23 protein-coding genes and 5 tRNA genes are annotated in these 25,639 nt (G+C 71.3%); 11 read left to right on the top strand and 17 right to left on the bottom strand.

Annotated elements, in window-relative coordinates:
• Window positions 1–269 precede the first annotated feature (269 nt).
• The gene (locus tag ABZ714_RS12250; protein WP_358825108.1) at window positions 270–1,301 is read right to left on the bottom strand and encodes an NAD(P)H-dependent glycerol-3-phosphate dehydrogenase; all 1,032 of its coding nucleotides are present in this window, start codon (window positions 1,299–1,301) and stop codon (window positions 270–272) included.
• Window positions 1,298–2,050: a lysophospholipid acyltransferase family protein gene (locus ABZ714_RS12245; protein ID WP_358825107.1), complete on the bottom strand. Its 753-nt coding sequence runs from the start codon at window positions 2,048–2,050 to the stop codon at window positions 1,298–1,300. The genes ABZ714_RS12250 and ABZ714_RS12245 overlap by 4 nt, the downstream gene beginning before the upstream one ends.
• 218 nt (window positions 2,051–2,268) lie before the next feature.
• On the opposite strand from ABZ714_RS12245, the gene cofC reads away from it, so the two are divergent.
• The gene (gene cofC, locus ABZ714_RS12240) at window positions 2,269–2,904 is read left to right on the top strand and encodes a 2-phospho-L-lactate guanylyltransferase (protein ID WP_358825106.1); all 636 of its coding nucleotides are present in this window, start codon (window positions 2,269–2,271) and stop codon (window positions 2,902–2,904) included.
• Between the two features lie 450 nt (window positions 2,905–3,354).
• The gene (locus ABZ714_RS12235) at window positions 3,355–3,558 is read left to right on the top strand and encodes a hypothetical protein (protein ID WP_358825105.1); all 204 of its coding nucleotides are present in this window, start codon (window positions 3,355–3,357) and stop codon (window positions 3,556–3,558) included.
• Window positions 3,559–3,694: 136 nt separating this feature from the next.
• On the opposite strand, the gene ABZ714_RS12230 is transcribed toward ABZ714_RS12235, so the two are convergent.
• The 4 genes from ABZ714_RS12230 to leuC all read right to left on the bottom strand — a co-directional run bounded on the left by ABZ714_RS12230 (window position 3,695) and on the right by leuC (window position 6,879).
• On the bottom strand, window positions 3,695–4,345 hold the full coding sequence (locus ABZ714_RS12230; protein WP_358825104.1) for an HU family DNA-binding protein: 651 nt from the start codon (window positions 4,343–4,345) through the stop codon (window positions 3,695–3,697).
• 164 nt (window positions 4,346–4,509) lie between these two features.
• Entirely contained in the window at window positions 4,510–4,737 is a 228-nt protein-coding gene (locus ABZ714_RS12225) for a hypothetical protein (protein ID WP_358825103.1), read from the bottom strand.
• 114 nt (window positions 4,738–4,851) lie between these two features.
• The gene (gene leuD, locus ABZ714_RS12220; RefSeq protein ID WP_358825102.1) at window positions 4,852–5,445 is read right to left on the bottom strand and encodes a 3-isopropylmalate dehydratase small subunit; all 594 of its coding nucleotides are present in this window, start codon (window positions 5,443–5,445) and stop codon (window positions 4,852–4,854) included.
• Between the two features lie 6 nt (window positions 5,446–5,451).
• Window positions 5,452–6,879 carry a 3-isopropylmalate dehydratase large subunit gene (gene leuC / locus ABZ714_RS12215; protein ID WP_358825101.1) on the bottom strand — a complete coding sequence of 476 codons (1,428 nt, stop codon included), beginning with the start codon at window positions 6,877–6,879 and terminating at the stop codon, window positions 5,452–5,454.
• Between the two features lie 142 nt (window positions 6,880–7,021).
• Here leuC and ndgR point away from each other — a divergent pair, with 142 nt between their 5' ends.
• Window positions 7,022–7,738, top strand: a complete 717-nt coding sequence (gene ndgR / locus ABZ714_RS12210; RefSeq protein WP_058942291.1) for an IclR family transcriptional regulator NdgR — start codon at window positions 7,022–7,024, stop codon at window positions 7,736–7,738.
• A 182-nt stretch (window positions 7,739–7,920) separates the two neighbouring features.
• Here ndgR and ABZ714_RS12205 read toward each other — a convergent pair.
• From ABZ714_RS12205 to ABZ714_RS12165, 9 genes are all read right to left on the bottom strand, one after another.
• Window positions 7,921–7,993: transfer RNA gene (locus tag ABZ714_RS12205), tRNA-Glu, on the bottom strand.
• 23 nt (window positions 7,994–8,016) lie between these two features.
• Window positions 8,017–8,088 (bottom strand) — tRNA-Gln (locus ABZ714_RS12200).
• 16 nt (window positions 8,089–8,104) lie between these two features.
• Window positions 8,105–8,177: transfer RNA gene (locus tag ABZ714_RS12195), tRNA-Glu, on the bottom strand.
• A 61-nt stretch (window positions 8,178–8,238) separates the two neighbouring features.
• Window positions 8,239–8,311 (bottom strand) — tRNA-Glu (locus tag ABZ714_RS12190).
• A 21-nt stretch (window positions 8,312–8,332) separates the two neighbouring features.
• Window positions 8,333–8,404 (bottom strand) — tRNA-Gln (locus ABZ714_RS12185).
• A gap of 87 nt (window positions 8,405–8,491) precedes the next feature.
• A complete protein-coding gene (locus tag ABZ714_RS12180; RefSeq protein WP_358825100.1) occupies window positions 8,492–9,211 on the bottom strand; it encodes an HAD family hydrolase in 720 nt (239 codons plus the stop codon).
• Window positions 9,212–9,220: 9 nt separating this feature from the next.
• Window positions 9,221–10,717: a glutamate--tRNA ligase gene (gltX, locus tag ABZ714_RS12175; protein ID WP_358825099.1), complete on the bottom strand. Its 1,497-nt coding sequence runs from the start codon at window positions 10,715–10,717 to the stop codon at window positions 9,221–9,223.
• Window positions 10,710–11,495: a fumarylacetoacetate hydrolase family protein gene (locus tag ABZ714_RS12170; protein ID WP_358825098.1), complete on the bottom strand. Its 786-nt coding sequence runs from the start codon at window positions 11,493–11,495 to the stop codon at window positions 10,710–10,712. Before ABZ714_RS12170 ends, gltX begins: the two co-directional genes overlap by 8 nt.
• A 274-nt stretch (window positions 11,496–11,769) precedes the next feature.
• On the bottom strand, window positions 11,770–11,958 hold the full coding sequence (locus tag ABZ714_RS12165; RefSeq protein WP_358825097.1) for a hypothetical protein: 189 nt from the start codon (window positions 11,956–11,958) through the stop codon (window positions 11,770–11,772).
• 978 nt (window positions 11,959–12,936) lie between these two features.
• Between ABZ714_RS12165 and ABZ714_RS12160 the strand changes: the two genes are divergently transcribed.
• The 8 genes from ABZ714_RS12160 (at window position 12,937) to ABZ714_RS12125 (ending at window position 23,633) form a co-directional block, all read left to right on the top strand.
• Window positions 12,937–16,596: a nitrate- and nitrite sensing domain-containing protein gene (locus ABZ714_RS12160; RefSeq protein ID WP_358825096.1), complete on the top strand. Its 3,660-nt coding sequence runs from the start codon at window positions 12,937–12,939 to the stop codon at window positions 16,594–16,596.
• Between the two features lie 9 nt (window positions 16,597–16,605).
• Window positions 16,606–17,019 carry a roadblock/LC7 domain-containing protein gene (locus ABZ714_RS12155; RefSeq protein ID WP_358825179.1) on the top strand — a complete coding sequence of 138 codons (414 nt, stop codon included), beginning with the start codon at window positions 16,606–16,608 and terminating at the stop codon, window positions 17,017–17,019.
• Between the two features lie 131 nt (window positions 17,020–17,150).
• A complete protein-coding gene (locus ABZ714_RS12150) occupies window positions 17,151–17,552 on the top strand; it encodes a DUF742 domain-containing protein (protein WP_358825095.1) in 402 nt (133 codons plus the stop codon).
• Entirely contained in the window at window positions 17,533–18,117 is a 585-nt protein-coding gene (locus ABZ714_RS12145) for an ATP/GTP-binding protein (protein WP_358825094.1), read from the top strand. Before ABZ714_RS12150 ends, ABZ714_RS12145 begins: the two co-directional genes overlap by 20 nt.
• A gap of 337 nt (window positions 18,118–18,454) precedes the next feature.
• Complete coding sequence (locus ABZ714_RS12140) at window positions 18,455–21,835, top strand: nitrate- and nitrite sensing domain-containing protein (RefSeq protein ID WP_358825093.1); 3,381 nt, start codon at window positions 18,455–18,457, stop codon at window positions 21,833–21,835.
• 10 nt (window positions 21,836–21,845) lie between these two features.
• Window positions 21,846–22,259, top strand: coding sequence for a roadblock/LC7 domain-containing protein (locus ABZ714_RS12135; protein WP_358825178.1), 414 nt, complete (start codon window positions 21,846–21,848; stop codon window positions 22,257–22,259).
• 98 nt (window positions 22,260–22,357) lie between these two features.
• Window positions 22,358–23,071, top strand: a complete 714-nt coding sequence (locus ABZ714_RS12130; RefSeq protein ID WP_358825092.1) for a DUF742 domain-containing protein — start codon at window positions 22,358–22,360, stop codon at window positions 23,069–23,071.
• Complete coding sequence (locus ABZ714_RS12125) at window positions 23,052–23,633, top strand: ATP/GTP-binding protein (protein ID WP_130585192.1); 582 nt, start codon at window positions 23,052–23,054, stop codon at window positions 23,631–23,633. Before ABZ714_RS12130 ends, ABZ714_RS12125 begins: the two co-directional genes overlap by 20 nt.
• Window positions 23,634–23,810: 177 nt before the next feature.
• On the opposite strand, the gene ABZ714_RS12120 is transcribed toward ABZ714_RS12125, so the two are convergent.
• Both ABZ714_RS12120 and ABZ714_RS12115 read right to left on the bottom strand, forming a co-directional pair.
• Window positions 23,811–24,014: an acyl-CoA carboxylase subunit epsilon gene (locus ABZ714_RS12120; protein WP_358825091.1), complete on the bottom strand. Its 204-nt coding sequence runs from the start codon at window positions 24,012–24,014 to the stop codon at window positions 23,811–23,813.
• A 68-nt stretch (window positions 24,015–24,082) separates the two neighbouring features.
• Window positions 24,083–25,639: acyl-CoA carboxylase subunit beta (locus ABZ714_RS12115; RefSeq protein ID WP_358825090.1), on the bottom strand; the 1,557-nt coding region annotated here is incomplete at its 5' end.

Here is a 25,639-nt window from a genome sequence, read left to right as displayed (position 1 = left end):
GGGATCCCCCGTACCGGTACGGTCCGTTCCGCTCCGCCCGACGCGGGCCGGGTCGCGGGGAGTTCGGCCCGCGGGCCCGGCTCCGGTCGGCCGCCGGACCGGTGGACCGGGCCCGGCGCCGCCGGTCCGGCCGGGCGCGGGGCACCGTACGGCCGGGCGGGAAAGGGTGCCGTACGACCGGACGGGAGACGGGGCCGTACGGCCGGGCGCGGTAAGGGTCGTACGTCCCGGGATGCCACGCCGCCCGCGAAGGCGGCGGCGACGGTCCGTCAGCGGCGTTCGGGCTTGGCGCTGCGGGACATCAGCTCCTTGAGCGCGACGGCGGGCGCCTTGCCCTCGTGGACGATCCCGACGACGGTCTCCGTGATGGGCATGTCGACCCCGTGCCGCCGGGCCAGGTCGAGTACCGACTCGCACGACTTGACGCCCTCGGCGGTCTGCTTGGTGACCGCGATGGTCTGCTCCAGCGTCATGCCCTTGCCGAGGTTGAGCCCGAAGGTGTGGTTGCGCGACAGCGGCGACGAGCAGGTCGCCACCAGGTCGCCCAGCCCGGCGAGCCCGGAGAAGGTCAGCGGGTCGGCGCCCATGGCGAGGCCGAGCCGGGTGGTCTCGGCGAGGCCGCGGGTGATGAGGGAGCCCTTGGCGTTGTCGCCGAGTCCCATGCCGTCGGCGATGCCGACGGCGAGCCCGATGACGTTCTTCACGGCGCCGCCCAGCTCGCAGCCGACGACATCGGTATTGGTGTAGGGCCGGAAGTACCGGGTGTGGCAGGCGGCCTGGAGGCGGCGGGCCACCTCCTCGTCCCGGCAGGCGACGACCGCGGCGGCGGGCAGCCGCCGGGCGATCTCCCGGGCGAGATTGGGTCCGGTGACCACCGCGACCCGCTCCGCGGGCACCCCGGCGACCTCCTCGACGACCTGGCTCATCCGCTTGGTGGTGCCCAGTTCGACCCCCTTCATCAGGGAGACCAGCACCGTCTCGGGGGGCAGCAGGGGCGCCCAGGCCGCGAGATTGCCGCGGAGCGTCTGCGAGGGCACGGCGAGCACGGTGAAGTCGGCGCCGTCCAGTGCCTCGGCCGGGTCGGTGGTGGCCCGCAGCCCGGCGGGCAGCTCGATACCCGGCAGATAGTCGGGGTTGGTACGGGTGGTGTTGACGGCCTCCGCCAGCTCCGCGCGGCGCCCCCAGAGGGTCACCCGGCAGCCCGCGTCCGCGAGCACCGTACCGAAGGCGGTCCCCCAGGAACCGGTCCCGAAGACGGCTGCCTTGACGGGCCGGTCGGCGAGGTGGGCCGATTGTGTCACTGCTGTCCTTCCCCTGCGGCCTTGCGCCGCTGTTCTGCACGGGCTGTGCGGTGGTCCCACGGCTCCCGGGGCGCCTGTTCGCCGCGGACCTCCTCCAGGAGCGCCGTGATGGCGCCCATGATGACCTCCGTGGCCTCTTTCAGCACCTCGGGCGTGGGCTCCAGATCGTAGAACCCGCTGAGGTCCACCGGCGGTCCGGCCTGCACGATCAGGGTCTTCCGGGGGAAGAGCCTGATCTTCCTCTCCTCGGCGTACGGCGGCATCACCAGGTTCGCACCCCACTGGGCGACCGGGATCACCGGGACCCTGGTCTCCAGGGCGATCCGGGCGGCACCGGTCTTGCCCGCCATGGGCCACATGCCGGGGTCCCGGGTGATGGTGCCCTCGGGGTAGAAGGCGACGCACTCGCCGCGTTCGACGGCCCGCGCGGCGGCCCGGTAGGCGTCGAGGGCGTTGTTGGATTCCCGGTAGACGGGAATCTGCCGGGTACCCCGGAGCATCATCCCGACGAACGGGGTACGGAAGAGGGGGGCCTTCGCGAGAAAGCGCGGTACGCGTCCGGTGTTGTACTGGAAGTGCGCATACGAAAGCGGGTCGAGATACGAGTTGTGATTGACCACGGTGATGAATCCGCCGTCGGCCGGAATGTGTTCCGTGCCGCGCCAGTCCCGTTTGAACAGAACGAGCAGCGGCGGTTTGGCGATGACCGCCGCCAGGCGGTACCAGAAGCCGATTTTTCGGCGGGACACGCGGACATCCTCTCCCTCTGCGGACGCGTACGAGACCGGACGGACTCGCCGGTGAGCGGGCCTTCGCCCGGAAGGCGGGGATCAAGTGTCGCCCCGGTCCCACCGTCTGTCGAGGACACCGTACGCCCCGGTGATCGCACCGGATCCCGTCCTGTCACAGGGCTCGGCGACAATGGGGGGCCGTTACACACGGACGGAGAGCCGACCTGGACAGCGACGTGCGGACCACCTGGTCCCTGGTGGTCCCCCTCAAGCCCCTTGCCCTGGCCAAGAGCAGACTCTCCGGCGCCGTCCCGGCCGCCGCCCGGCCCGGTCTGGTGCTGGCGTTCGCGCAGGACACCGTGGTCGCGGCGCTGAACTGCGGAGCCGTACGGGATGTGGCCGTTGTCACGGACGACCCCGAGGCCGGGTCGCGGCTGGCGGCGCTGGGCGCCCTGATCGTGCCCGACGAGCCGGGCGCCGGACTCGACGCGGCCCTGGCCCACGGCGCCCGTACGATACGGCGGTCCCGGCCCGGCGCGCCGGTCGCCACTCTGAACGCGGATCTCCCGGCACTGCGGTCCGTGGAATTGTTCCGGGTCCTGACCGAGGCGGCCCGATTCCCCCGGTCATTTCTGCCGGACGCGGCCGGAGTGGGAACGACAATGCTCGCCGCTTCGGAAGGCGTCGAATTGCGTCCCGCATTCGGTGGCGCTTCCCGGCGCCGCCACCGGGCGTCGGGGGCGGTCGAGCTGCGGCCGGGGGATGTGGACTCGGTACGGCGCGACGTGGACACGGCGGCGGACCTCGAAGCGGCGCTCCACCTGGGCGTCGGCCCCTTCACCCGCTCCCGCCTCCCCCTCCCCCTTGGGTGACCCCCAACGCCTCGGGCCCTCGACCGGCCCCGCGCGGCCCTTCGCCGTGACCCTGGCGGCATGTATCCGACCGCGGCCCGTCGGTGGCTGGTCGCGCAGTTCCCCGCGCCCCTGTGCCTTCGGCGATGAGGGACCCAACGCCTTGGGTCTCCGGCCTGACGCCAAGCGGCGCTTCGCCGTGGTCCTTGCCGTGTGTTCGCCGACCGCGCGCCGTCCGTGGCTGTCCGCGGGCCGCCGACGACATCAGGCTGCCGGACGCGGCCCGGCTCGTTCGGGGCGATGCCCGGGAGAGCCGAGGCGCTGGGGGTCCCCCCGTCGCCGAAGGCACAGGGGGCGGAACCGCGCGACCAGCCCACGACGGGCCGCGGCCGACCGCGCTCCCGGATACGCCTCGGGGCGAGGGGCCTTCAAGGGCGCGGGCCGCAGCGGCGGGCGACTACGCTGCGGGGTATGCAGGCGACCTCGTACACCTACGATTCCGAGACCCGGGCCGGCAGCGTGCTGCTGGACGACGGCACTCCCGTGGAGTTCGGCTCCGACGCCTTCGACGCGGGCGGGCTGCGGCTGCTGCGCCCCGGTCAGCGGGTGCGGATCGAGACCGAGGGCGAGGGCGCCGGGCTGCGGATCACCCTGGTGACGCTGCAGACCTTCTGACCCCCGGGAACCGCCGGAACCCCCGGTGCGGAACACGCCGCGGGCCGGGCTCCCCGAGGGGAGCCCGGCCCGGCGCGTGAGTGGCCCGTGCGGCGGGTGCCGCTTACCGTGGTGGCCGTGGCGGCCGCCCCGGTCCCTACCGCTTGCGTGCGGTGGTCTTCTTGGCGGCGGTCGTACGGGCCGTCGCCTTCTTCGCGGGGGCCTTCTTGGCGGTGGCCTTCTTCGCCGGGGCGGTCTTCTTGGCGGTGGCCTTCTTCGCGGGCGCGGCCTTCTTCGCCGTGGCCTTCTTGGCGGCGGCCGTCTTGGTGGTCGTCGCCTTCTTGGCCGCGGTCTTCTTCACCGCCGCCTTCTTGGCGGGTGCCGCCTTCTTCGCCGTGGTCTTCTTCGCGGCGGCCTTCTTGGCGGTGGCCTTCTTCGCCGCGGCCTTGGCCGTCGTCCGGGTGGAAGCACCGCCCGAGAGGCTGCCCTTGGGCGCCTTCTTCACCGAGACCTCGCCGCCGCGCGGCAGCTTCTTGGCCCCGCTGACCAGGTCCTTGAAGCCCTGGCCCGCGCGGAAGCGCGGAACGGAGGTCTTCTTGACCCGGACCCGCTCACCCGTCTGAGGGTTGCGGGCGTAGCGGGCCGGTCGTTCGACCTTCTCGAACGAACCGAAGCCGGTGACCGAGACCCGGTCCCCGCCGACGACCGCGCGGACGATCGCGTCGAGGACCGCGTCGACCGCGTCGGCGGCCTGCTGGCGGCCGCCGACCTTGTCGGCAATCGCTTCTACGAGCTGCGCCTTGTTCACGTCTTCCCCTTCGGAGACATTGCCGGACCGAATCTGTCCAGGCTTTTTCGCACGTTAGGCAGATATATACCGCAAATCAAACACGAAACGGGCTAATCACCCTAGTGCCGCAATGAAGTCGACCGCTCATGTCGCCGCATGTCGCTCCTTCACGTGCCGGATGTTCAGTCGCCTTCGGGGAATCGGCGCTCGTCGATGTCCCGCATCAAGCGGTCCAGACGCCGTGCCGCGTCCGGGAGATCGTGCTTCGCCGCGGCCGTGATGACCAGCAGCTTCCGGGAGAGGGCCACCTTTGTGCCCTCCGGGACTTGCAGTGCGCGCACCACGGTGTGCGCTTCCTTCAATCGGGCCGCGACCACCTCGTACAGGTCGAGTTGACTGTCGCGTTCCATGCACCGATTGTGCCATCTGGGGCGAGTTGTCGCCCGGCGGGCCCTCAACAGACGACTGCGCCCCCCACCGGACGGTGGGGGGCGCAGTCGGGGATAACCGCTGATCAGACCCGATCAGACCTGAGCAGTGGACGGTTTATGGGCGGGCCGCGAGGACTCGTAGGCCGCGATGTCCGCTTCGTTCTGAAGGGTGAGGCTGATGTCGTCCAGCCCGTTCAGCAGCCGCCAGCGGGCGTTCTCGTCCAGCTCGAACGGGGCGGTGAGACCGGCCGCCCGGACCTCGCGGGCCTCCAGGTCGACGGTGATCTCGGTGGTCGGGTCGCTCTCCGTCAGCTCCCAGAGCGCGTCCACGGTCTCCTGCGGGAGCACCACGGTCAGCAGACCGTTCTTGAGGGAGTTGCCGCGGAAGATATCGGCGAAGCGGGCGGAGATCACAGCCTTGAAGCCGTAGTTCTGGAGGGCCCAGACGGCGTGCTCGCGGGAGGAGCCGGTACCGAAGTCGGGGCCCGCGACCAGCACGGTCGCCCCGGTGCGCTCGGGCAGGTTCAGTACGAACTCGGGGTCCTTGCGCCATGCCTCGAAGAGGCCGTCCTCGAAGCCGTCCCGGGTGACCTTCTTCAGCCAGTGGGCCGGGATGATCTGGTCGGTGTCGACATTGCTGCGGCGCAGCGGGACGGCCCGGCCGGTGTGGGTGGTGAATGCTTCCATGGCTGATCAGACTCCAGCGGGCGTACGGGCGGCGTCGGACAGGTCGGCCGGGGCGGCCAGCCGGCCCACGACGGCGGTGGCGGCGGCGACCTGCGGGGAGACCAGATGCGTCCGGCCGCCCTTGCCCTGCCTGCCCTCGAAGTTGCGGTTGGAGGTGGACGCGGAGCGCTCACCGGGCGCCAGTTGGTCGGGGTTCATGCCCAGGCACATCGAACACCCGGCGTGCCGCCATTCGGCGCCGGCCGCGGTGAAGACCTTGTCGAGGCCCTCCTCGACGGCCTGCAGGGCGACCCGGACCGAGCCGGGGACGACCAGCATCCGGACACCGTCGGCGACCTTGCGGCCGTCCAGTACGGCGGCGGCGGAGCGCAGGTCCTCGATCCGGCCGTTGGTGCAGGAGCCTACGAAGACGGTGTCCACCTGGATGTCGCGGAGCGCCTGTCCGGCGTCCAACCCCATGTACTCCAGGGCCTTCTCCGCGGCGAGCCGCTCCGAAGCGTCGTCGTACGAAGCCGGGTCGGGGACCTTCGCGGAGAGCGGGGCGCCCTGGCCGGGGTTGGTGCCCCAGGTGACGAACGGGGACAGCTCGGCGGCGTCGATGACGACCTCGGCGTCGAAGACGGCGTCGTCGTCGGTGCGCAGCGTCCGCCAGTAGGCGACGGCCGCGTCCCAGTCGGCGCCCTCGGGGGCGTGCGGCCGGCCCGCCAGATAGTCGAAGGTGGTCTGGTCGGGGGCGATCATGCCCGCCCGGGCCCCGGCCTCGATCGACATGTTGCAGATGGTCATCCGGGCCTCCATCGAGAGCTTCTCGATGGCGGAGCCGCGGTACTCCAGGACGTAGCCCTGGCCGCCGCCGGTGCCGATCCGGGCGATGATCGCCAGGATCAGGTCCTTGGCGGTTACCCCGTCGGGCAGCTCGCCCTCGATGGTGATCGCCATGGTCTTCGGCCGGGCCAGGGGCAGCGTCTGGGTCGCCAGCACGTGCTCGACCTGGGAGGTGCCGATGCCGAAGGCCAGCGCGCCGAAGGCGCCGTGGGTTGAGGTGTGGGAGTCGCCGCAGACCACGGTGGTGCCGGGCTGGGTCAGGCCCAGCTGCGGGCCCACCACATGGACGACGCCCTGCTCGACGTCGCCGAGCGGGTGCAGCCGTACCCCGAACTCGGCGCAGTTGCGCCGCAGGGTCTCCAGCTGGGCCCGGGAGACGGGGTCGGCGATCGGCTTGTCGATGTCGAGGGTGGGGGTGTTGTGGTCCTCGGTGGCGATGGTCAGATCGAGCCGCCGGACCTTGCGGCCGCCCATCCGGAGGCCGTCGAACGCCTGGGGGCTGGTCACCTCGTGCAGCAGGTGCAGATCGATGTAGAGGAGGTCGGGCTCGCCCTCGGCGCGCCGGACGACATGGTCGTCCCAGACCTTCTCCGCCAGTGTCCTACCCATTGGCTTCCCTCCGCCCGGCCACGGTGCCGGCGTTCCTAGACATCAGGTGCGGCCCCGCAGAACCCGGCCCGCCTCTACAGACTGGCGGGTTCTCCGGAAAATTGAACTTGCGTTTCACAGTGTGAGACGCGAATATCGTTTCATGGACAACTCTAGCGGCGTCGGCGTTCTCGACAAGGCGGCTCTGGTGCTGAGCGCACTGGAGTCCGGTCCGGCCACCCTCGCCGGGCTGGTCGCGGCCACCGGACTGGCCCGGCCCACCGCCCACCGACTGGCCGTGGCACTGGAACACCACCGGATGGTGGCGCGGGACATGCAGGGGCGCTTCATCCTCGGGCCGCGGCTGGCCGAGCTGGCCGCCGCGGCGGGCGAGGACCGCCTGCTGGCCACGGCCGGGCCGGTACTGACCCATCTGCGCGATGTGACCGGCGAGAGCGCCCAGCTCTACCGGCGCCAGGGCGATATGCGGATCTGCGTGGCGGCGGCCGAGCGGCTGTCCGGACTGCGGGACACCGTTCCGGTCGGCTCCACCCTCACCATGAAGGCCGGTTCCTCGGCCCAGATCCTGATGGCCTGGGAGGAGCCGGAGCGGCTGCACCGCGGCCTTCAGGGCGCCCGTTTCACGGCCACGGCCCTCTCGGGCGTACGGCGCCGGGGCTGGGCCCAGTCCATCGGCGAGCGGGAGCCGGGGGTGGCCTCGGTCTCCGCGCCCGTACGCGGCCCTTCCAACCGTGTGGTGGCCGCCGTCTCGGTCTCCGGACCGATCGAGCGGCTGACCCGCCACCCCGGCCGGATGCACGCCCAGGCCGTGATCGACGCGGCGGGACGGCTGAGCGAGGCGTTGCGCCGCAGCGGCTGACCGGCCCCGTCCTCCCGCCCGTAACCTCCACCGCTCCCCGCCCGCCGGGCCCGGAACGCCCGCCGTCGCGTCCCGGCCGCCCCGGGCGGGGAGTTCGCCGTCCGGGCCGCGGTGGACCGCCGGATCCGGGAGCACAACGAGAGAAGGCCCTCCGCGCTGACGCGAAGGGCCTTCTCTTTCCGTACCCCCGACCGGATTCGAACCGGCGCTACCGCCTTGAGAGGGCGGCGTGCTAGGCCGCTACACAACGGGGGCAAATCCATGATCCTAGGGACCAGCTGGGCTACCAGGACTCGAACCTAGACTAAATGAACCAGAATCACTCGTGCTGCCAATTACACCATAGCCCATGGTGGTTTAGACCAGTACCCCCGACCGGATTCGAACCGGCGCTACCGCCTTGAGAGGGCGGCGTGCTAGGCCGCTACACAACGGGGGCCCTAGCGATCCTGCGTCGTAAGCACCGGGAGCGACCCAGATACGTACACGGGAAGGATCTGTACCCCCGACCGGATTCGAACCGGCGCTACTGCCTTGAGAGGGCAGCGTGCTAGGCCGCTACACAACGGGGGCTTTGCAGATGAGCTCTGCGAGCTGGCCTACCAGGACTCGAACCTAGACTAACTGAACCAGAATCAGTCGTGCTGCCAATTACACCATAGGCCACCGGAGCGCAACCCCTTTACGGGGGCTTGCTCGGCTTGCGCCGTCCTGCCGGGCCTTTCGGCCCTCTCGGGCGGCGCAGGAAGAACATTACCCGAAGGTGGACGGCGCTCCAAAACGGGTATCGCCCGCCAACAGGCCGGGAAGCTGGTCGAGACCGGTGATCCGGATCAGCTCGGGCCGGCCGCCCCGGCCGGTCCGGTCCAGCCAGATCCCCCGCAGCCCCGCCTCGACGGCCCCGCGGGCGTCGATATCGGGTTCATCGCCCACGTAGACCACCTCGTCGGGGCGGAGTCCGACGGCCGCGCAGGCGGTGTGGAATGCCTCGGCGGCGGGTTTGGAGACCCCCAGTTCGGCGGCGCAGACCACGGCCTCGAAGCGGTCCCGTACCCCGAGGGTCCGCAGCTTGTGCTCCTGGACCTCGGAGGAGGAGTTGGAGAGCACCGCGTGCCGGTAGCCGCTCAGCCGGTCGAGGGCGGGCACGGTGTCGGGGAAGAGGGACCAGGCTGCCTCGTAATGGACGATGTACCGGCCGAACCAGGCGTCGGCCTCGGCGTCCGCCATCCCGGGCCGCCCGGTGAAGGTACGGACCCGGTCCCGGCGCTGCCCCTGGAAGTCCGTCTCGCCCGCCGAGAAACGCGCCCAGTGCCGGACGGTGATCCGCTGCCAACGGCCGAGGGCCCGCTCGGCGGAGTCGTCCCCGCCGAGCAGGCCCTCGGTCAGCAGATGCGCGCGCATTCCGGCGAGATCGGCGCCCCGGTAATCGAAGATCGTGTCGTCGACGTCCCAGATGATCGCGCGTGGTCTCATGCCCGCAGCCTATGCGTCCTGCGCGGCGGCCTCCCGGGCCAGCCCGGCGAGGGCGGCGTCGATCCGGGCCAGGGTCCGCTCGGCGCCCAGGATCTGGAGCGACTCGAAGAGCGGCAGTCCGACGGTACGGCCGGTGACCGCGACCCGGACCGGGGCCTGCGCCTTGCCCAGCTTGAGGCCGTGGGCCTCACCGGCGGCCAGTACGGCCTCCTTGAGCGCCTCGGGGCTCTCCCAGTCGGCCGCCGCCAGCTTCTCCCGCGCGGTGACCAGCAGCTCGGCCGCGCCCGGCTTCATCGCCTTGGCCCAGGACGCCTCGTCCTCGACGGGCTCGGCCCGGAACAGGAAGTCCACATTGGCGGTGATGTCGGAGAGCACGGTGAGCCGGGTCTGGGCGTAGGGGGCGATGGCCTCCCAGGCCGTACGGTCGAACCGCTCCGGCTCCCAGTTCGCGAAGGGCGCGGTGAGCCACGGCTCGCAGGCGGCGGTGAAGGCGGCCACGTCCAGCCGGCGGATGTGGTCGGCGTTGATCGCCTCGGCCTTCTTGAGGTCGAAGCGGGCCGGGTTGGCGTTGACGTCCGCGATGTCGAACCGCTCCACCAGCTCGGCGACCGAGAACACGTCCTGGTCGGCGGAGAAGGACCAGCCGAGCAGCGACAGATAGTTCAGCAGGCCCTCGGGGAGGAAGCCGCGCTCGCGGTAGAGGTTGAGGGAGGACTGCGGGTCCCGCTTGGAGAGCTTCTTGTTCCCCTCGCCCATGACGTACGGCAGATGCCCGAAGGCCGGGATCTCCTTGGCCACGCCCAGGTCGATCAGGGCCTGGTAGAGCGCGATCTGCCGCGGAGTGGAGGAGAGCAGATCCTCGCCGCGCAGTACGTGGGTGATCTCCATCAGGGCGTCGTCGACCGGGTTGACCAGGGTGTACAGCGGTGCGCCGTTGGCCCGGACGATGCCGTAGTCGGGCACGTTCTCCGGGGTGAAGGTCAGCTCGCCGCGGACCAGGTCGGTGAAGGTGATCGGCTCGTCGGGCATCCGGAACCGGACGATGGCGGCCCGGCCCTCGGCCTCGTACGCGGCCCGCTGCCCGTCGGTGAGGTCCCGGCACTGGCCGTCGTAGCCGGAGGGGCGGCCCGCGGCCCGGGCTGCCTCGCGGCGGGCGTCCAGCTCCTCGGTGGTGCAGTAGCAGCGGTAGGCGCGCCCGGCGGCCAGCAGCCGGTCGGCGATCTCCGCGTAGATCCCCATCCGCTCCGACTGGCGGTACGGCGCGTGGGGGCCGCCGGCCTCGGGGCCCTCGTCCCAGTCGAGCCCGAGCCAGCGCAGCGAGTCGAGCAGCTGGCGGTACGACTCCTCGGAGTCCCGGGCCGCGTCGGTGTCCTCGATGCGGAAGACCATGGTGCCGCCGTTGTGGCGGGCGAAGGCCCAGTTGAAGAGGGCGGTGCGGACCAGGCCCACATGCGGGTTGCCGGTCGGCGAGGGACAGAAACGTACGCGGACGTTCGGGTTAGCCACGCTTGATCACCTTGTTGGCGAGAGTGCCGATGCCTTGGATGGTGACGGCGACCTCGTCGCCGACATTGAGCGGTCCGACTCCGGCCGGAGTGCCCGTGAGGATGACGTCGCCGGGCAGCAGGGTCATGGCCTCGGAGACGTTGACGACCAGGTCCTCGATCGAATGGATCATGTCGCGGGTGGAGCCCAGCTGGCGCTGCTCGCCGTTGACGGTGCACTGGATGGTGAGATCGCCGGCGGCGGCCGGGTCGAGGCCGGTCTCGACCCAGGGGCCGAGGGGGCAGGCGCCGTCGAAGCCCTTGGCCCGGGCCCACTGCTTCTCCCGGCGCTGGACGTCCCGCGCGGTGATGTCATTGGCGCAGGTGAAGCCGAGGACGACCTCGGCGACCCGGTCACGGGGCACGTCCCGGCACATCCGGCCGATCACCACGGCCAGCTCGGCCTCGTAGTGCACCTCGTTCGAGAAGGAGGGGTAGCCGATGGGGTCGCCGGGGCCGATCACCGAGGTGGAGGGCTTGAAGAAGGCGAAGGGCTCGGCGGCGGGCTCGTTGCCCAGCTCCGCCGCGTGCTCGGCGTAGTTCCGGCCGAAGGCCACCACCTTGCTCGGGAGCACCGGCGGCAGCAGCCGCACCTTGTCGAGCGGGACCTTGGTCCCGGACAGTTCGAAGTCCGCGAACGGCACGCCCTTGATGATGTCGAGGACGAGTTCGTCAGGGGCCTCGCCCTCGACCGCGCCGAAGGCCACATGGCCGTCGATGGAGAATCTGGCGATGCGCACGGGTTGCCGCTGCCCCTCTGTCGCTGGTGACACTGCTGGAATCGGACCTGTAAAGGCTAACGCGGCGGGGTGTCCCCGGTGGCGCCGTCGGACCCGCCGGGCCGCCCCGGGGCCGCCGGGCGCGGAGAGCGGCGGTACGCGGGCCGGGGCCGTACCGCCGGGACGCCGTGCGCGGCCGGGGCCGTACGGCACGGGAGCGGGGCCGGAGACGGCCGAGCCCGGGACCCGCGCGGTGGCGCGGATCCCGGGCTCGGTACACCGGACGGGCTCCGGTTCAGGACGCGGGCGCGACCATCAGCACGGTGCGGCGCGGGTTGGCCGTACTGGCCGGCAGGGCCAGGGAGTGCTCGGGACGGGCCGGAGCCGGCAGCTCGGCGGCGTCGCCGAGATGGGCCAGGGTCGTCCGGCGGGGGTTGGCTATCTTGCGCAGCAGCTGCGTCTGCGTCGTCTTCGGCTGACTCATCGGTTGTCTCGGGACCCATCGGCGTCGGGCCGCCCGCCGGGCGGCGCTTTACAACAGAGGCGCTCTTGCCTAACGCGACAGGTTAAACATCCGTTGCCCGGCAAAGTCGTGGAGGACATGTGTGGCTGGTGTGAGTTTCCTCACCAGACATCCGCCAATCTGGCTGATTTTGGACATTACATACCGTCAAATTCAACCAGCGAAACGGACATTGCCTACCTGAATCGGCTATTCCGCTGCCGATCACAACGACCTGGACGCACCCCACCCCCGGGCCTCACCTTAGTGACTCATCCGTGAAAGTCCGATTCGCACCGTAAGTCTTTCAACGATTGGTGACCCGGTGCTCACATGGCGTCACCCAGGTCACAGCAGAGTACGCGGCCCTTGTTGGAGATCCGGCACTGTGCTGGAATTCCACGCACCGCCGCGGAACAGTCCGGCGCGCAAGAGGCGCAACGCAGCGCCGAGCGGCGGCGGGAAAGGGGGAGAGCGCCGGTACTCACACACCGGACAGGCGCGCCCCGCGCGCCTCGCCAGACGCCGACACCGTCCCGCCGCTTCGTCAGCGGGACGCCTGGTTCAGAGGTTGCGACGCTAGTGCAGGGACGTTTCAAGAGGGATGGCACGGGGCGTCCCCAGGCCCCCCAGGGCCGTGGGGAAGCCGCGGCAGGACAGGAGCCGCGCGGTGGGACCGACCGCGGCCCCTCGCCCCAGCACGGCCAGCACGGCACGAGCCCGGCACAGGGCCCGACACCACCCGGATCGGGCCGTGACGGCGGAGCGGGCGGCCCGGGCCGCCAGGGCGGCGCACGGCCCGGCCCGGCAGGCCCCGGCGGCTCCCCCGCCCAGGCCGGACGACCTCCCGGCGCGCCCGGCTCCGGCGGTCCCCAGGGGCCGCAGGGCCCCCAGGGCTCCGGACCGTCGTCCGCCGACGGCGGCACGGATGACTCCTCCACCGCCCCGGCCAAGCCCGTCGTGGACACCGGCTCCCGGCTCGCTCTGCGCAACTGGCGCATCAGCACCCGGCTGATCTCCCTGCTCACCCTCCCCGTCGTCGCCGCGACGACCCTGGGCGGGCTGCGGATCAACGAGTCCCTCGACAAGATGGAACAGCTGGAGCACATGCAGCTGCTCACGGACATGACCGAGGAGGCGACCAAGCTCGCCATCGCGCTCCAGTACGAGCGCGATGTCACAGCCGGTCCGCTCGCCAACAACAGCAACGCCAGCGACTTCAAGGTCACCGAGCCCCGTCAGGCCACCGACCGGGCGCGTACCGCGTTCGTCAAGGCCGCCGAGGGCATCGACATCGTCGACGGCGACGACACCGTCGACTCCTTCCGCTCCACCCTGGGCCAGATCTACAACCAGCTGAACCGGCTCAAGGAGTACCGGAGCAAGGCGTACGTCACCGAGGGCTCCAACGCCCTGACGGTCGAGTCGTACCACCGGATCATCCGCTCCCTGCTCGAACTCTCCTCGGACATGGCCCAGGCCACCAACAACCAGGACATGATCAAGCGGACCCGGGCCCTGGCCGCCTTCTCGGCCGCCAAGGAGTACGCCTCCATCCAGCAGGCCGTCATCGCGGCCGCGCTGCCCGGCGGCGCCGGGCAGAAGGGCGACGGCCTCTCCGAGGCCGACCGGCTCTACGGCCAGGGCGCCCTGGAGAGCGGCCGGAACAGTGAGAAGCAGTTCAAGGAGATCTACGAGTCCCTCGGCGGCGACGCCAACGAGCTGATGGAGCCGCTGGACCGCGGCCACCCGGACATCATCAAGGTCAACGAGGTCGCGGGCCGGGCGCTGGACAACCCCAACGCCCTCAAGAGCATGACGAAGCAGTCGCACCTCGACTGGACGGACGCCTACAGCGTCCGGATCGACGCCATGAAGCGGATCGAGTCGTCGCTCCTCGACGACATGGAGGAGAAGGCCCGGCAGCTCCGCGACGAGTCGCAGCAGGACGCCATCATCAACGGTGTCGTGATCTTCCTCGTCCTCGGTGTCTCCCTGGTCGGCGCCTTCATCGTGGCCCGCTCCATGATCCGCTCGCTGCGGCGGCTCCAGGACACCGCCACCAAGGTCGCCCAGGAACGCCTCCCCGAGCTGGTCAAGCAGCTCTCCGAGGCGGACCCGGAGGACGTCGACACCTCGGTCGAGTCGGTCGGTGTGCACTCCCGGGACGAGATCGGCAAGGTGGCCGCGGCCTTCGACGAGGTGCACCGCGAGGCGGTCCGGCTCGCCGCCGAGCAGGCCCTGCTGCGGGGCAACGTCAACGCGATGTTCACCAACCTCTCGCGCCGCTCCCAGGGTCTGATCCAGCGCCAGCTGTCGCTCATCTCCGAACTGGAGTCCCGCGAGGCCGACCCGGACCAGCTGTCGTCCCTCTTCAAGCTGGACCACCTGGCCACCCGTATGCGCCGGAACGGCGAGAACCTCCTCGTCCTCGCGGGCGAGGAGCCGGGCCGCCGGTGGACCCGGCCGGTGCCCCTCGTCGACGTGCTCCGGGCCGCCGCGTCCGAGGTGGAGCAGTACGAGCGGATCGAACTCGCCGCGGTCCCCGCGACCGATGTGGCGGGACGGGTCGTCAACGACCTCGTCCACCTCCTCGCCGAGCTGCTGGAGAACGCCACCTCGTTCTCCTCGCCGCAGACCAAGGTCCGGGTCACCGGTCACGCCCTGCCCGACGGCCGGGTGCTGATCGAGATCCACGACACCGGTATCGGCCTCTCCCCCGAGGACCTCGCCGCGATCAACGAGCGGCTGGCGTCGCCGCCCACCGTGGACGTCTCGGTCTCCCGCCGGATGGGTCTCTTCGTGGTCGGCCGCCTCTCCCTGCGGCACGGCATCCGGATCCAGCTCAGGCCCTCCGACTCCGGCGGTACGACCGCCCTGGTCATGCTGCCCGTGGACGTGGCCCAAGGCGGCCGCAAGCCCGGTGCGCCCGGCGCGCCCGGCGCTTCGACCCCGCCCTCGGGCGGTGCCCCGCTCGGTCCCGGCCAGTCGCCCGGCGGAAACGGCGGCAACGGCGGCCGTCCCGGCGGCGGTCAGGGTGCCCCCTCCGGCGGCGGTCTGCTCGGCGCGGGTGCCCCGCGCGGCCAGGTCGGCGCGGGTGCGGCCGGTTCCCGGGCGGCGCTGCCGTCCCGGGACGGCGCCCCGGGCCGCCCCCAGGGCGGCGGGCTCGCCGGTGCCTTCGGCAACCGGCCCGCCCAGCGGTCCCAGGGCCCCGACCAGAACCACGGCCGGGGCGCCGGCCCCGGTGACACGGCCGCGCTGCCCCGGCTCGGTGCCGACGGCCGCCCGGCCGGTAACCGCGGCGAGCTGCCCGACCCGGGCCGCGCCCGCCCGCAGACCACCAGCTGGGGCAGCGACCAGCGCCCCGGCGGCCACCAGGACCCGGGCCCGGGCCAGCAGGACCGGCAGTACGGCGCGCCGACGGCCGAGCGGCCCCAGGGCCCGGCCGGCGGGCCGCCCGGAGGGTCGCACCAAGGCGGTACGGACCCCGGGATCCACGAGTTCGACGCCCCGATGGGGCAGCACCGGCCGCCGAACGCCCCGACGGGACAGTTCGTCCGTCCCGATGTCTTCGGTGCCCCGGCGGACGGCTCCGGCCGCCCGGCCGCCCCGGACCACTCGGTGCCCTCGGGGTCCCCGGCGGGTTCGGGGTCTTCAGCGGGGTCGCTCTTCGGCACCCCGGCCCCGGACGGCCACGGCCACCGGCCCGGCCCGGACCACTCGGGCCAGGCCGCGCACGGCCAGTTCGCGCCGCCGCGCGGCGACGCCGGTGGTGTCCACCATGTCGGCGAGCCCCGGTTCGACGACCCGCCGGGACAGTCGTCCGCCGGACAGTTCGCCCGTCCCGGGACGGGTGCGCCGCAGCCGCCCGCGCCGGGCCTCGCGCCCGCGCCGCACGGCTACGACGAGCGGCGGTCCGAGGAGACCGCCGCCCCCGGCGCCCGTAACGAACTGCCGCCCCAGCCCCGGCACGAGGCCCTGCCTCCCGCGCCCGGCGACGGCGGGACCCCGCTGTACGACACGCTGGAGACCGACTGGTTCCGCGGCCAGGAGCGGGGCGGCCGGGACGAGCAGCGCCCGGCGGAGGCGTACGCCCCCGAGCAGGTCCAGCAGACCCAGCCGATCCCGCAGATCGACCGGTCCGGGCCGCGGCCCGGACCCGAACCGGACGGCCACGACGGCCGGTCCGGTGTCCATGACGGACGGTCCGGTTACGACCGGGTCGGTCCGGGCGGTACCGGGGAGTTCTCCGCGCCGACGTCCGCACCCGCCCAGGCGCCGAGGCGGCAGGAGCCGCAGGCCGCGCCGGGCGACGGGGCGGGCGCCGCGTGGCGTACCTCTCCCAACGACGAACTGGGGCGCCAGGCCGAGCGGGTCAGGAAGCCCGCGGCCGGCGGTGTCACCACGTCCGGTCTGCCCCGGCGGGTCCCGCGCGCCAATCTGGTCGCGGGCACCGCACAGCAGAACGGCACGCAGGGCGGACCTTCCGTCTCGCGGGCACCGGACGACGTCCGCGGCCGGCTCACCAACCTCCGGCGCGGCATCCAGCAGGGGCGCGAGCAGAACGGCTCGTCGACCGGCAGCATCCACCTCGGCCCCACACACCAGCAGGAGCGTTAGTTGAGCCCGATGAGCCAGGCGGCGCAGAATCTGAACTGGTTGATCACCAATTTCGTGGACAACACCCCGGGGGTGTCCCACACGGTGGTGGTCTCCGCCGACGGTCTTCTGCTGGCCATGTCCGAAGGTTTTCCGCGCGACCGCGCCGATCAGCTGGCGGCGGTCGCCTCGGGACTGACCTCGTTGACGGCGGGTGCTTCCCGCATCTTCGAGGGCGGCACCGTCAGTCAGACGGTCGTCGAGATGGAGCGGGGATTCCTTTTCCTGATGTCCATCTCCGACGGTTCGTCGCTCGCGGTACTGGCGCACCCCGAGTGCGATATCGGCCTCGTGGGCTATGAAATGGCCCTGCTGGTCGACCGGGCGGGCAATGTCCTCACCCCGGATCTCCGCGCCGAGCTCCAGGGAAGCCTCTTGCACTGATCCGTCACGGCCCGCAGGTCCGTATCGCCACGCGCCATCGCGCCGCCGTCAACCCTCACCTCGGTCGCTCCACCCCCCACCGGCCGCACCGACGGCTCGCCCACCAACTTGCTGTCCCGCCCGGAGGACTCATGACCCCGCCACCCGCCTCACACGATCCGTACGGTGTCCAAACCGACTACGGAGTGGACGGCGACCAGCCACTGGTCCGCCCGTACGCCATGACGGGCGGCCGGACCCGGCCGCGCTACCAGCTCGCCATCGAGGCGCTGGTCAGCACCACCGCGGATCCCGCGATGCTCGGCGGACTGCTCCCCGAGCACCAGCGGATCTGCCATCTGTGCCGTGAGGTGAAGTCCGTCGCCGAGGTCTCCGCGCTGCTGTCGATGCCGCTGGGCGTCGCGCGGATCCTGGTGGCGGACCTGGCGGAGGCCGGGATGGTGGCGATCCACCAGCCCGGCAACGGTGACGCGAGTGGCACGCCCGACGTGACGCTCCTCGAAAGGGTGCTCAGTGGACTTCGCAAGCTCTAGCGGCGCGACCGCACCGAGATCGACCACCAGCGCGAAGATCGTGGTGGCGGGCGGTTTCGGCGTGGGCAAGACCACGTTCGTCGGCGCCGTCTCGGAGATCAACCCGCTGCGTACCGAAGCCGTCATGACCAGCGCATCCGCCGGCATCGACGACCTCACCCACACCGGCGACAAAACCACCACCACCGTCGCCATGGACTTCGGCCGCATCACCCTCGACCAGGACCTCATCCTCTACCTCTTCGGCACCCCCGGACAGGACCGCTTCTGGTTCATGTGGGACGACCTCGTCCGAGGAGCCATCGGAGCCGTCGTCCTCGTCGACACCCGACGCCTCGCCGACTGCTTCCCCGCGGTCGACTACTTCGAAAACAGCGGCCTCCCCTTCGTCATCGCCCTCAACGGCTTCGACGGACACCAGCCCTACACCCCCGAAGAAGTCCGCGAAGCCCTCCAGATCGGCCCCGACACCCCCATCATCACCACCGACGCCCGCCACCGCGCCGACGCCAAAAGCGCCCTCATCACCCTCGTCGAACACGCCCTCATGGCCCGGCTCAAGTAGACGGCGCGATACGGTAGTTGCCGTAGCCAATCAGGTGCGGACTGTGTCCTTTGACACGGTCCGCCCGCATGTTCATAACGTTTCGACATGGAATTGCAGCACTTCGGACACCGGACGCAGCCATCCGGTGTCCCTGCGCTCATGGATCGACTGCCTTTTGAAGGGGCTCGCTCTTTATGCCCGTTTTATCGCTCGTACCGGCGAGACGGAATGGCTGATTCCAACTGTTTGGAACGGACCCGGTGCGCATGCTGAAATTCGACAACCTTCCGAGTAGTACGGCTCAGAACGAAACACGGCACACCACAGGTGCCGGTGCCGAGAGGTTGTTGGTCGAGTGAGGCGAAGCAGCACAGGCTCCGCGGAGCAACAGGCGCGGGGCAATTTCACCCCGCCGTCGCGTGCGGCGGCGTCGCCCGGCGACGAACCGCCGGCGCCCCCCGCCGGTGATTCCCCGGCCCCCGCCCCTCCGGGCGGCGGCAGCCGGTTCTCCCCGCGCAACTGGTCCGTACCCACCCGGCTGAACGCCATCCTGCTGCTGCCCGTACTGGTCGGGCTGTTCATGGGGGGCTTCCAGGTCAACGGGTCCATCAAGACCTGGGACGAGGCCCGGGACGCGGAACGTACGGCCGAGATCGTCCGGGCCGCCGCCGACTACGGCGCCGCCCTGCTCACCGAGCGCGACCTCACCGCCGAACCGCTGCTCAAGGCCACCACCCCGGCAGCCCGCCAGTCCGAGGGCGTGAAGCGGGCGTATGCCACCACCGACGCCGCCAAGGCCGCGTTCGACCGCGCGACCCTGAACATGCCCGACGGGGAGGGCCTGGAGCGCCGGCTGGCACTGTTCAAGCGCGAGGAGCCCAAGCTCCAGGAGCTGCGCCGGGCCGCGTACACCACCTCCCTCGACCCGGTCGGCACCGAGCAGGGCTATGTCCAGATCCAGCACTCGCTGATGCAGTTCGGCAACGAGCTGGGGCTGGGCACCGGCAATATCACCAGCTACGGCCGGAGCGTCTACGCGCTCCAGCTCGCCAAGGCCGCGGAGTCCCTCCAGCGGTCCATCGGCATCCATCTGCTGGTCCGCCCCAGTGACCGCGAGTCGGTCCGCGACCGGCAGATCACCGCCTTCAACTCGTACAGCTATCTGGAACAGATCGCGATCAACGAGTTCGTCTCGGGCGGCACACAGGCCGACGCCGACCGGCTGAAGACCACGATGGCCAAGGCCGACGAGGACGGCCGCAAGCAGCTCCAGCAGTACGGTCTCGACCTCCCGGCCGGACCCGACGACTCCCCCTTCACCGGGATGGCCCAGCGGATCGGCTCCGGTGCCACCCCCGCCGCCCTCGAGAAGTCAGACATCACCCCGGAGTCCTGGATGGTCGTGTCGACCACCAGGTTCGAGGCCTATCTGGCCATGGAGAAGGAGCTGGTCGACCGCGCGGTCGCCGAGGCGTCCTCGATCTCCGCCGACGCCCGCCGGGATGCGATCGTCAATGCCGCGATCGTGGTGATCGCGCTGCTGCTCGCGTTCTTCCTGGCCGGAACCGTGGCCCGGCAGATGAGCCGCTCGATGCGGGAGCTGCGGGCCGCCGCCCTCGCCATCGCCGAACAGCGGCTGCCGCATCTGGTCGACCAGCTGTCCCGGACCGAGCCGGGCCGGGTGGACACCCGGGTCGAGCCGATCCCGATCGACAGCCGCGACGAGATCGGCGAGGTCGCCCGGGCCTTCGACCAGATCCATCGCGAGGCCGTCCGGCTCGCCGCCGAACAGGCCATGCTGCGGGGCAATGTCAACGCGATCTTCACCAACCTCTCCCGGCGCAACCAGTCGCTGATCGAGGGCCAGCTGACCCTGATCACCGAGCTGGAGGAGAAGGAGGCCGACCCGGACCAGCTGGAGAACCTCTTCCGGCTGGACCACCTGGCCACCCGGATGCGCCGCAACGGCGAGAACCTGCTGATCCTCGCGGGCGAGGAGCCCGGCCGCCGCTGGGACCAGCCGGTCCCGCTGGTCGATGTGCTGCGGGCGGCCTCGTCCGAGGTGGAGTCGTACGAGCGGATCGAGCTGTCCGGCGTCCCCGAGACCGAGATCCACGGCCGGTCCGTGACCGACCTCGTCCATCTGCTCGCCGAGCTGCTGGAGAACGCCACCCTGTTCTCCTCGCCGCAGACCAAGGTGCGGGTCACCGCCACCCGGCTGCCCGACAGCCGGGTGATGATCGAGATCCACGACAAGGGCATCGGACTGACCGCGAAGGACTTCGCGGACATCAACCACAAACTGGCGAATCCGCCGACGGTGGACGCCTCGGTCTCCCGGCGGATGGGCCTCTTCGTGGTCGGGCGGCTGGCCGGCCGGCACGGTATCCGGGTCCAGCTCCGCCCCTCGGGCGAGCAGGCGGGCACCACCTCCCTGGTGATGCTGCCGGACGCGATCACCCACGGCGGTGGCGGCGGCGAGGCCGCCCCGGCCCCCGACTTCACCGTCTCGGGCATCATCCCGGCCCAGGAGTCCTACCAGGGCGCCCCCGTCCGGACCGCCGCCGAACTCGGCTTCGACGACTCCCGCTACGACCAGCCTCAGTCCAGCGCCCCGACCGGGCTCGACCCGGTGGGCCGGTCCCTGGCCCGCGGCGGACGCCGGGCGGCCCTGGGAGGCCGGACCGGACGTCAGCCCGGCGGGCCGGCGGCCTACCCGGAACAGCCGTACGAGCAGCAGCCCGAGCCGGGCGGACCGGCCGCGAACAGCGGCTACGGCCACGACGGTTACGGCGAGCAGCCGCACCCGGCGGCCGGACCCGGCTACGGGCAGGGACAGGGGCAGCAGCCGTACGCCGGCTACCAGGACGGGGCGTACGACGCCGCGGGTCCCGGCACCCAGCCGATGCCGGTCTACCAGGAGGGTGTCGACCCGGCCGCGCTCGCGGCGGATCCGGCCCGGTCCGCGGACCCCGGATATCAGCTGCCCGAGCAGCACCAGCAGTCCCAGCAGCTTCCGACCGGAAGCTATCCGGAACCCGGCTTCTCGGATCCCTCGACGGGTGAACAGCCGTACGACACCGGCTGGACGGCCCCTCCCCACCAGGAGGGCTGGCCGGAACAGAACGGTTTCCCGGGCGGATACGAGCAGGATTACCGCAGAGAATCGGAATCCGGCCAGAGCACCCCCACACCGGGCACGGACCGCGTAGGCTTCGAGCGTCCGGGACCATCTCCGAACAGCGGTCATGAAATGACCGAGGCCGGTCTGCCCCGCCGTGGCCCCGTGCGGGCGCGGTCCGAGCAGGACCGGCCCGGGGCCGATTCGTGGCAGCCGTCCGGGGATCAGGTTCCGCAAGCGCCGCTGGGCGCTCAGCCCGAGGCGTTCGCCGACGGCGGCAACGAGGCCGTCGCAGGTGAGGCCGAGGACTGGCGTTCGGCCAACGACGAGCGCTGGCAGCGGGCCGGGAAGCTGCGGGAGCCGAAGGCGGGCGGGGTCACCTCGTCCGGCCTCCCCCGGCGAGTGCCCAAGGCCAACCTCATCGAGGGCACGGCGGAGCAGACGCCGCAGGACGGGCTTCCGCAGATCTCGCGCGCCCCGGAGGACGTTCGTGGCAGGCTGAGCAATCTGCGCCGCGGTGTCCAGCGGGGGCGCAGCGCGGGGACCGACACGAACGGACCGGACACCTACGATCATGACGGTGGCCCGGGCAGTACCTACAACCAGGAGCGTTAGTGTGAGCCCGATGAGCCAGGCGGCGCAGAATCTGAACTGGTTGATCACCAATTTCGTGGACAACACCCCCGGGGTGTCCCACACCGTGGTGGTCTCCGCCGACGGACTCCTGCTGGCGATGTCCGACGGTTTCCCCCGGGACCGGGCCGACCAGTTGGCGGCGGTCGCCTCCGGGCTGACCTCGTTGACCGCGGGCGCGTCCCGGATCTTCGAGGGCGGCGCCGTCAACCAGACGGTGGTCGAGATGGAGCGGGGTTTCCTCTTCATCATGTCGATCTCCGACGGCTCGTCCCTGGCCGTGCTGGCCCACCCGGAGGCCGATATCGGCCTGGTGGGCTATGAGATGGCCCTTCTGGTGGACCGGGCGGGCAGTGTGCTCACCCCCGATCTCCGAGCGGAGCTGCAGGGCAGTCTTCTCAACTAACCGGCGGTCGGGACCCCTCGCGCCACCGCGCCACTAGGGTGCGGTGGCGGCGGCTCCACAGGGACACAGCACCGCTACGCGCAGCAGGAGGAGGAAACGTGGCAACACCCCCGGGCGGACGCCCCGACGACGGCGGTACGCGACAGCGGCCCCAGGGCGGTCACTCGCACCACGGCTACCCCTTTCCCGCGGCGCCGGGCAGACCGGAGGGCTCGCCCTCCTGGTCCGTTCCGCAGCCACCGCAGTACCAGCAGCAACAGTACGACCCTTCGTACGATCCCCGATACGGCCCGGGCCATACCGGCGATCCCGGTCAGGCGGGTCCACCGGACGGCCATGACCAGCCCGGTCCGGGGCAGGGGACACCCCGCCCCGGGCAACCCCGGCCGTACCAGCGCCGTCCGAACGACGGCTCGGGCCGACACCGTGCCGAGTCTTCCGGGCCCTACGGGTCTTCCGGCACGAGTCGGCCCAGTCCGCTGGTACGGCCGTACGCCATGACCGGCGGCCGGACCCGGCCGCGCTACCAGCTCGCCATCGAGGCGCTGGTCAGCACCACCGCGGATCCCGCCAGGCTCCAGGGCCAGTTGCCCGAGCACCAGCGGATCTGCCGGTTGTGTTTCGAGATCAAGTCGGTCGCGGAGATCTCGGCCCTGCTCTCCATTCCCCTCGGCGTTGCCCGGATCCTCGTCGCCGACCTGGCAGAGGCCGGACTCGTCGCCATTCACCAGCCCGGCGGCGACGAGACCGCCGGCGGTCAGCCAGACGTGACACTGCTCGAAAGGGTGCTCAGTGGACTTCGCAAGCTCTAGCGGCGGCGCGCCTCGCTCAACCACCAGCGCGAAGATCGTGGTGGCGGGCGGTTTCGGCGTGGGCAAGACCACGTTCGTCGGCGCCGTCTCGGAGATCAACCCGCTGCGTACCGAAGCCGTCATGACCAGCGCATCCGCCGGCATCGACGACCTCACCCACACCGGCGACAAAACCACCACCACCGTCGCCATGGACTTCGGCCGCATCACCCTCGACCAGGACCTCATCCTCTACCTCTTCGGCACCCCCGGACAGGACCGCTTCTGGTTCATGTGGGACGACCTCGTCCGAGGAGCCATCGGAGCCGTCGTCCTCGTCGACACCCGACGCCTCGCCGACTGCTTCCCCGCGGTCGACTACTTCGAAAACAGCGGCCTCCCCTTCGTCATCGCCCTCAACGGCTTCGACGGACACCAGCCCTACACCCCCGAAGAAGTCCGCGAAGCCCTCCAGATCGGCCCCGACACCCCCATCATCACCACCGACGCCCGCCACCGCGCCGACGCCAAAAGCGCCCTCATCACCCTCGTCGAACACGCCCTCATGGCCCGGCTTCGGTAAGAGGACCCCGGCTTCCGCCTGAGGCCCGTACCCCCTTCGGGAAGGGGGTACGGGCCTCAGGCGTTTCTTCGGCAGGACAGGGCTGCCGGAGTTCGCCGGGCCCGGACGCACCGGCGCCCCGGTCCGGGGGTTCCGGGGCCGGGGCGCGGTGTCACAGTGTCACGGTGCAGCGGGTGGTCAGCCCTGCCAGCTGTGCGAGACCTGGAAGGCCCGCTGCCGCTCCAGCCGGCGCCAGGGCGCGGTGGTCCGGGTGTCGGCGGCGGGGGCGGGCGCGGCAGCCGCGCGGGCGAGCAGGACCGCGGTGATCGCGGCCAGCTCCTCGGGCTCGCAGTGGCCCTTCTCGACGCGCAGCAGGGAGGGATCGGTGGCCGGGGCAGTCATCGTCTTCGGGCTCCGTGTTCTCGTGGTACGCGGTGGTCGTCGGGTGGGCGGGGCGGCACGGGCGGCGCCTACTGCGGCGGGTTGCCGTGCTTCCGGGACGGCAGGTCGGCGTGCTTCGTCCGGAGCATCGCGAGGGAGGCGATCAGCACCTCGCGGGTCTCGGCGGGGTCGATCACATCGTCGACCAGGCCCCGCTCGGCCGCGTAATAGGGGTGCATCAGCTCGGACTTGTACTCCTTGACCATCCGGACCCGCATGGTCTCGGGATCCTCCGCGTCGGCGATCTGGCGGCGGAAGATCACATTGGCGGCGCCTTCGGCGCCCATCACGGCGATCTCGTTGGTCGGCCACGCGTAGGTGAGGTCGGCTCCGATGGACTGGGAGTCCATCACGATGTAGGCGCCGCCGTACGCCTTGCGCAGGATCAGCGAGATCCGGGGCACGGTCGCGTTGCAGTAGGCGTAGAGCAGCTTGGCGCCGTGCCGGATGATCCCGCCGTGCTCCTGGTCGACGCCCGGGAGGAACCCGGGGACGTCCAGCAGGGTGATGATCGGAATATTGAAAGCGTCGCACATCTGGACGAAACGTGCAGCTTTTTCGGATGCCTCGATATCGAGGACCCCGGCCAGGGACTGCGGCTGGTTGGCGACGACACCGACGACCTGGCCGTCGAGCCGGCCGAGGGCGCAGATGATGTTGCGGGCCCAGCGCTCGTGGATCTCCAGGTAGTCGCCGTCGTCGACGAGTTCCTCGATGACCTTGTGCATGTCGTACGGGCGGTTGCCGTCGGCGGGCACCAGGTCGAGCAGGACGTCGGAGCGCCGGTCGGCCGGGTCGGACGAGGCGGCCTGCGGCGGGTTCTCCCGGTTGTTCTGCGGGAGCATCGAGAGGAGGTAGCGGACCTCGGCGATGCAGGTCTCCTCGTCGTCGTAGGCGAAGTGCGCCACGCCCGAGGTCTCCGCGTGCACATCGGCGCCGCCGAGGCCGTTCTGGGTGATCTCCTCACCGGTGACGGCCTTGACGACGTCGGGCCCGGTGATGAACATCTGGGAGGTCTCGCGGACCATGAAGACGAAGTCGGTCAGGGCGGGGCTGTAGGCCGCGCCGCCCGCGCAGGGGCCGAGCATCACGGAGATCTGCGGGATGACCCCGGACGCCTTGGTGTTCCGCTGGAAGATGCCGCCGTATCCGGCGAGGGCGGAGACGCCCTCCTGGATCCGGGCACCGGCGCCGTCGTTCAGGGAGACCAGCGGGGCGCCCGCCGAGATGGCCATGTCCATAATCTTGTGGATCTTGGTGGCGTGGGCCTCGCCCAGCGCTCCGCCGAAGATCCGGAAGTCATGGGCGTAGACGAAGACCGTCCGGCCCTCGACCGTGCCCCAGCCGGTGACCACACCGTCCGTGTACGGCTTCTTCGCCTCCAGGCCGAAGCCGGTGGCCCGGTGCCGACGCAACTGCTCCACCTCGTGGAAGGAGCCCTCGTCCAGCAGCAGCGCGATCCGCTCGCGCGCGGTCAGCTTGCCCTTGGCGTGCTGGGCCTCGGTCGCGGGGGGGGGGGGGGCGCGCCCCGCCCCCCCCCCCCCCGGGGGCCGGGCCGCAACCCCCGCGGCGGGACGACGAGGTGG

Origin of the sequence: Streptomyces sp. NPDC006798, from assembly GCF_040635975.1 — a bacterium.
Lineage (GTDB): Bacteria > Actinomycetota > Actinomycetes > Streptomycetales > Streptomycetaceae > Streptomyces.
The sequence above is the reverse complement of the archived record's forward strand: the minus strand, read 5'-3'. Positions and strand labels throughout refer to the sequence as shown.

Excerpts from the sequence above, each read along its gene's own strand:
- ABZ714_RS12120 (WP_358825091.1), bottom strand. The coding sequence starts at position 24,014 with ATGACTGCCCCGGCCACCGATCCCTCCCTGCTGCGCGTCGAGAAGGGC.
- ABZ714_RS12225 (WP_358825103.1), bottom strand. The coding sequence starts at position 4,737 with ATGGAACGCGACAGTCAACTCGACCTGTACGAGGTGGTCGCGGCCCGA.
- ABZ714_RS12165 (WP_358825097.1), bottom strand. The coding sequence starts at position 11,958 with ATGAGTCAGCCGAAGACGACGCAGACGCAGCTGCTGCGCAAGATAGCC.
- ABZ714_RS12135 (WP_358825178.1), top strand. The coding sequence starts at position 21,846 with ATGAGCCAGGCGGCGCAGAATCTGAACTGGTTGATCACCAATTTCGTG.
- ABZ714_RS12180 (WP_358825100.1), bottom strand. The coding sequence starts at position 9,211 with ATGAGACCACGCGCGATCATCTGGGACGTCGACGACACGATCTTCGAT.
- leuD (WP_358825102.1), bottom strand. The coding sequence starts at position 5,445 with ATGGAAGCATTCACCACCCACACCGGCCGGGCCGTCCCGCTGCGCCGC.
- ABZ714_RS12235 (WP_358825105.1), top strand. The coding sequence starts at position 3,355 with ATGCAGGCGACCTCGTACACCTACGATTCCGAGACCCGGGCCGGCAGC.
- ABZ714_RS12155 (WP_358825179.1), top strand. The coding sequence starts at position 16,606 with ATGAGCCAGGCGGCGCAGAATCTGAACTGGTTGATCACCAATTTCGTG.
- ndgR (WP_058942291.1), top strand. The coding sequence starts at position 7,022 with ATGGACAACTCTAGCGGCGTCGGCGTTCTCGACAAGGCGGCTCTGGTG.
- ABZ714_RS12150 (WP_358825095.1), top strand. The coding sequence starts at position 17,151 with ATGACCCCGCCACCCGCCTCACACGATCCGTACGGTGTCCAAACCGAC.
- leuC (WP_358825101.1), bottom strand. The coding sequence starts at position 6,879 with ATGGGTAGGACACTGGCGGAGAAGGTCTGGGACGACCATGTCGTCCGG.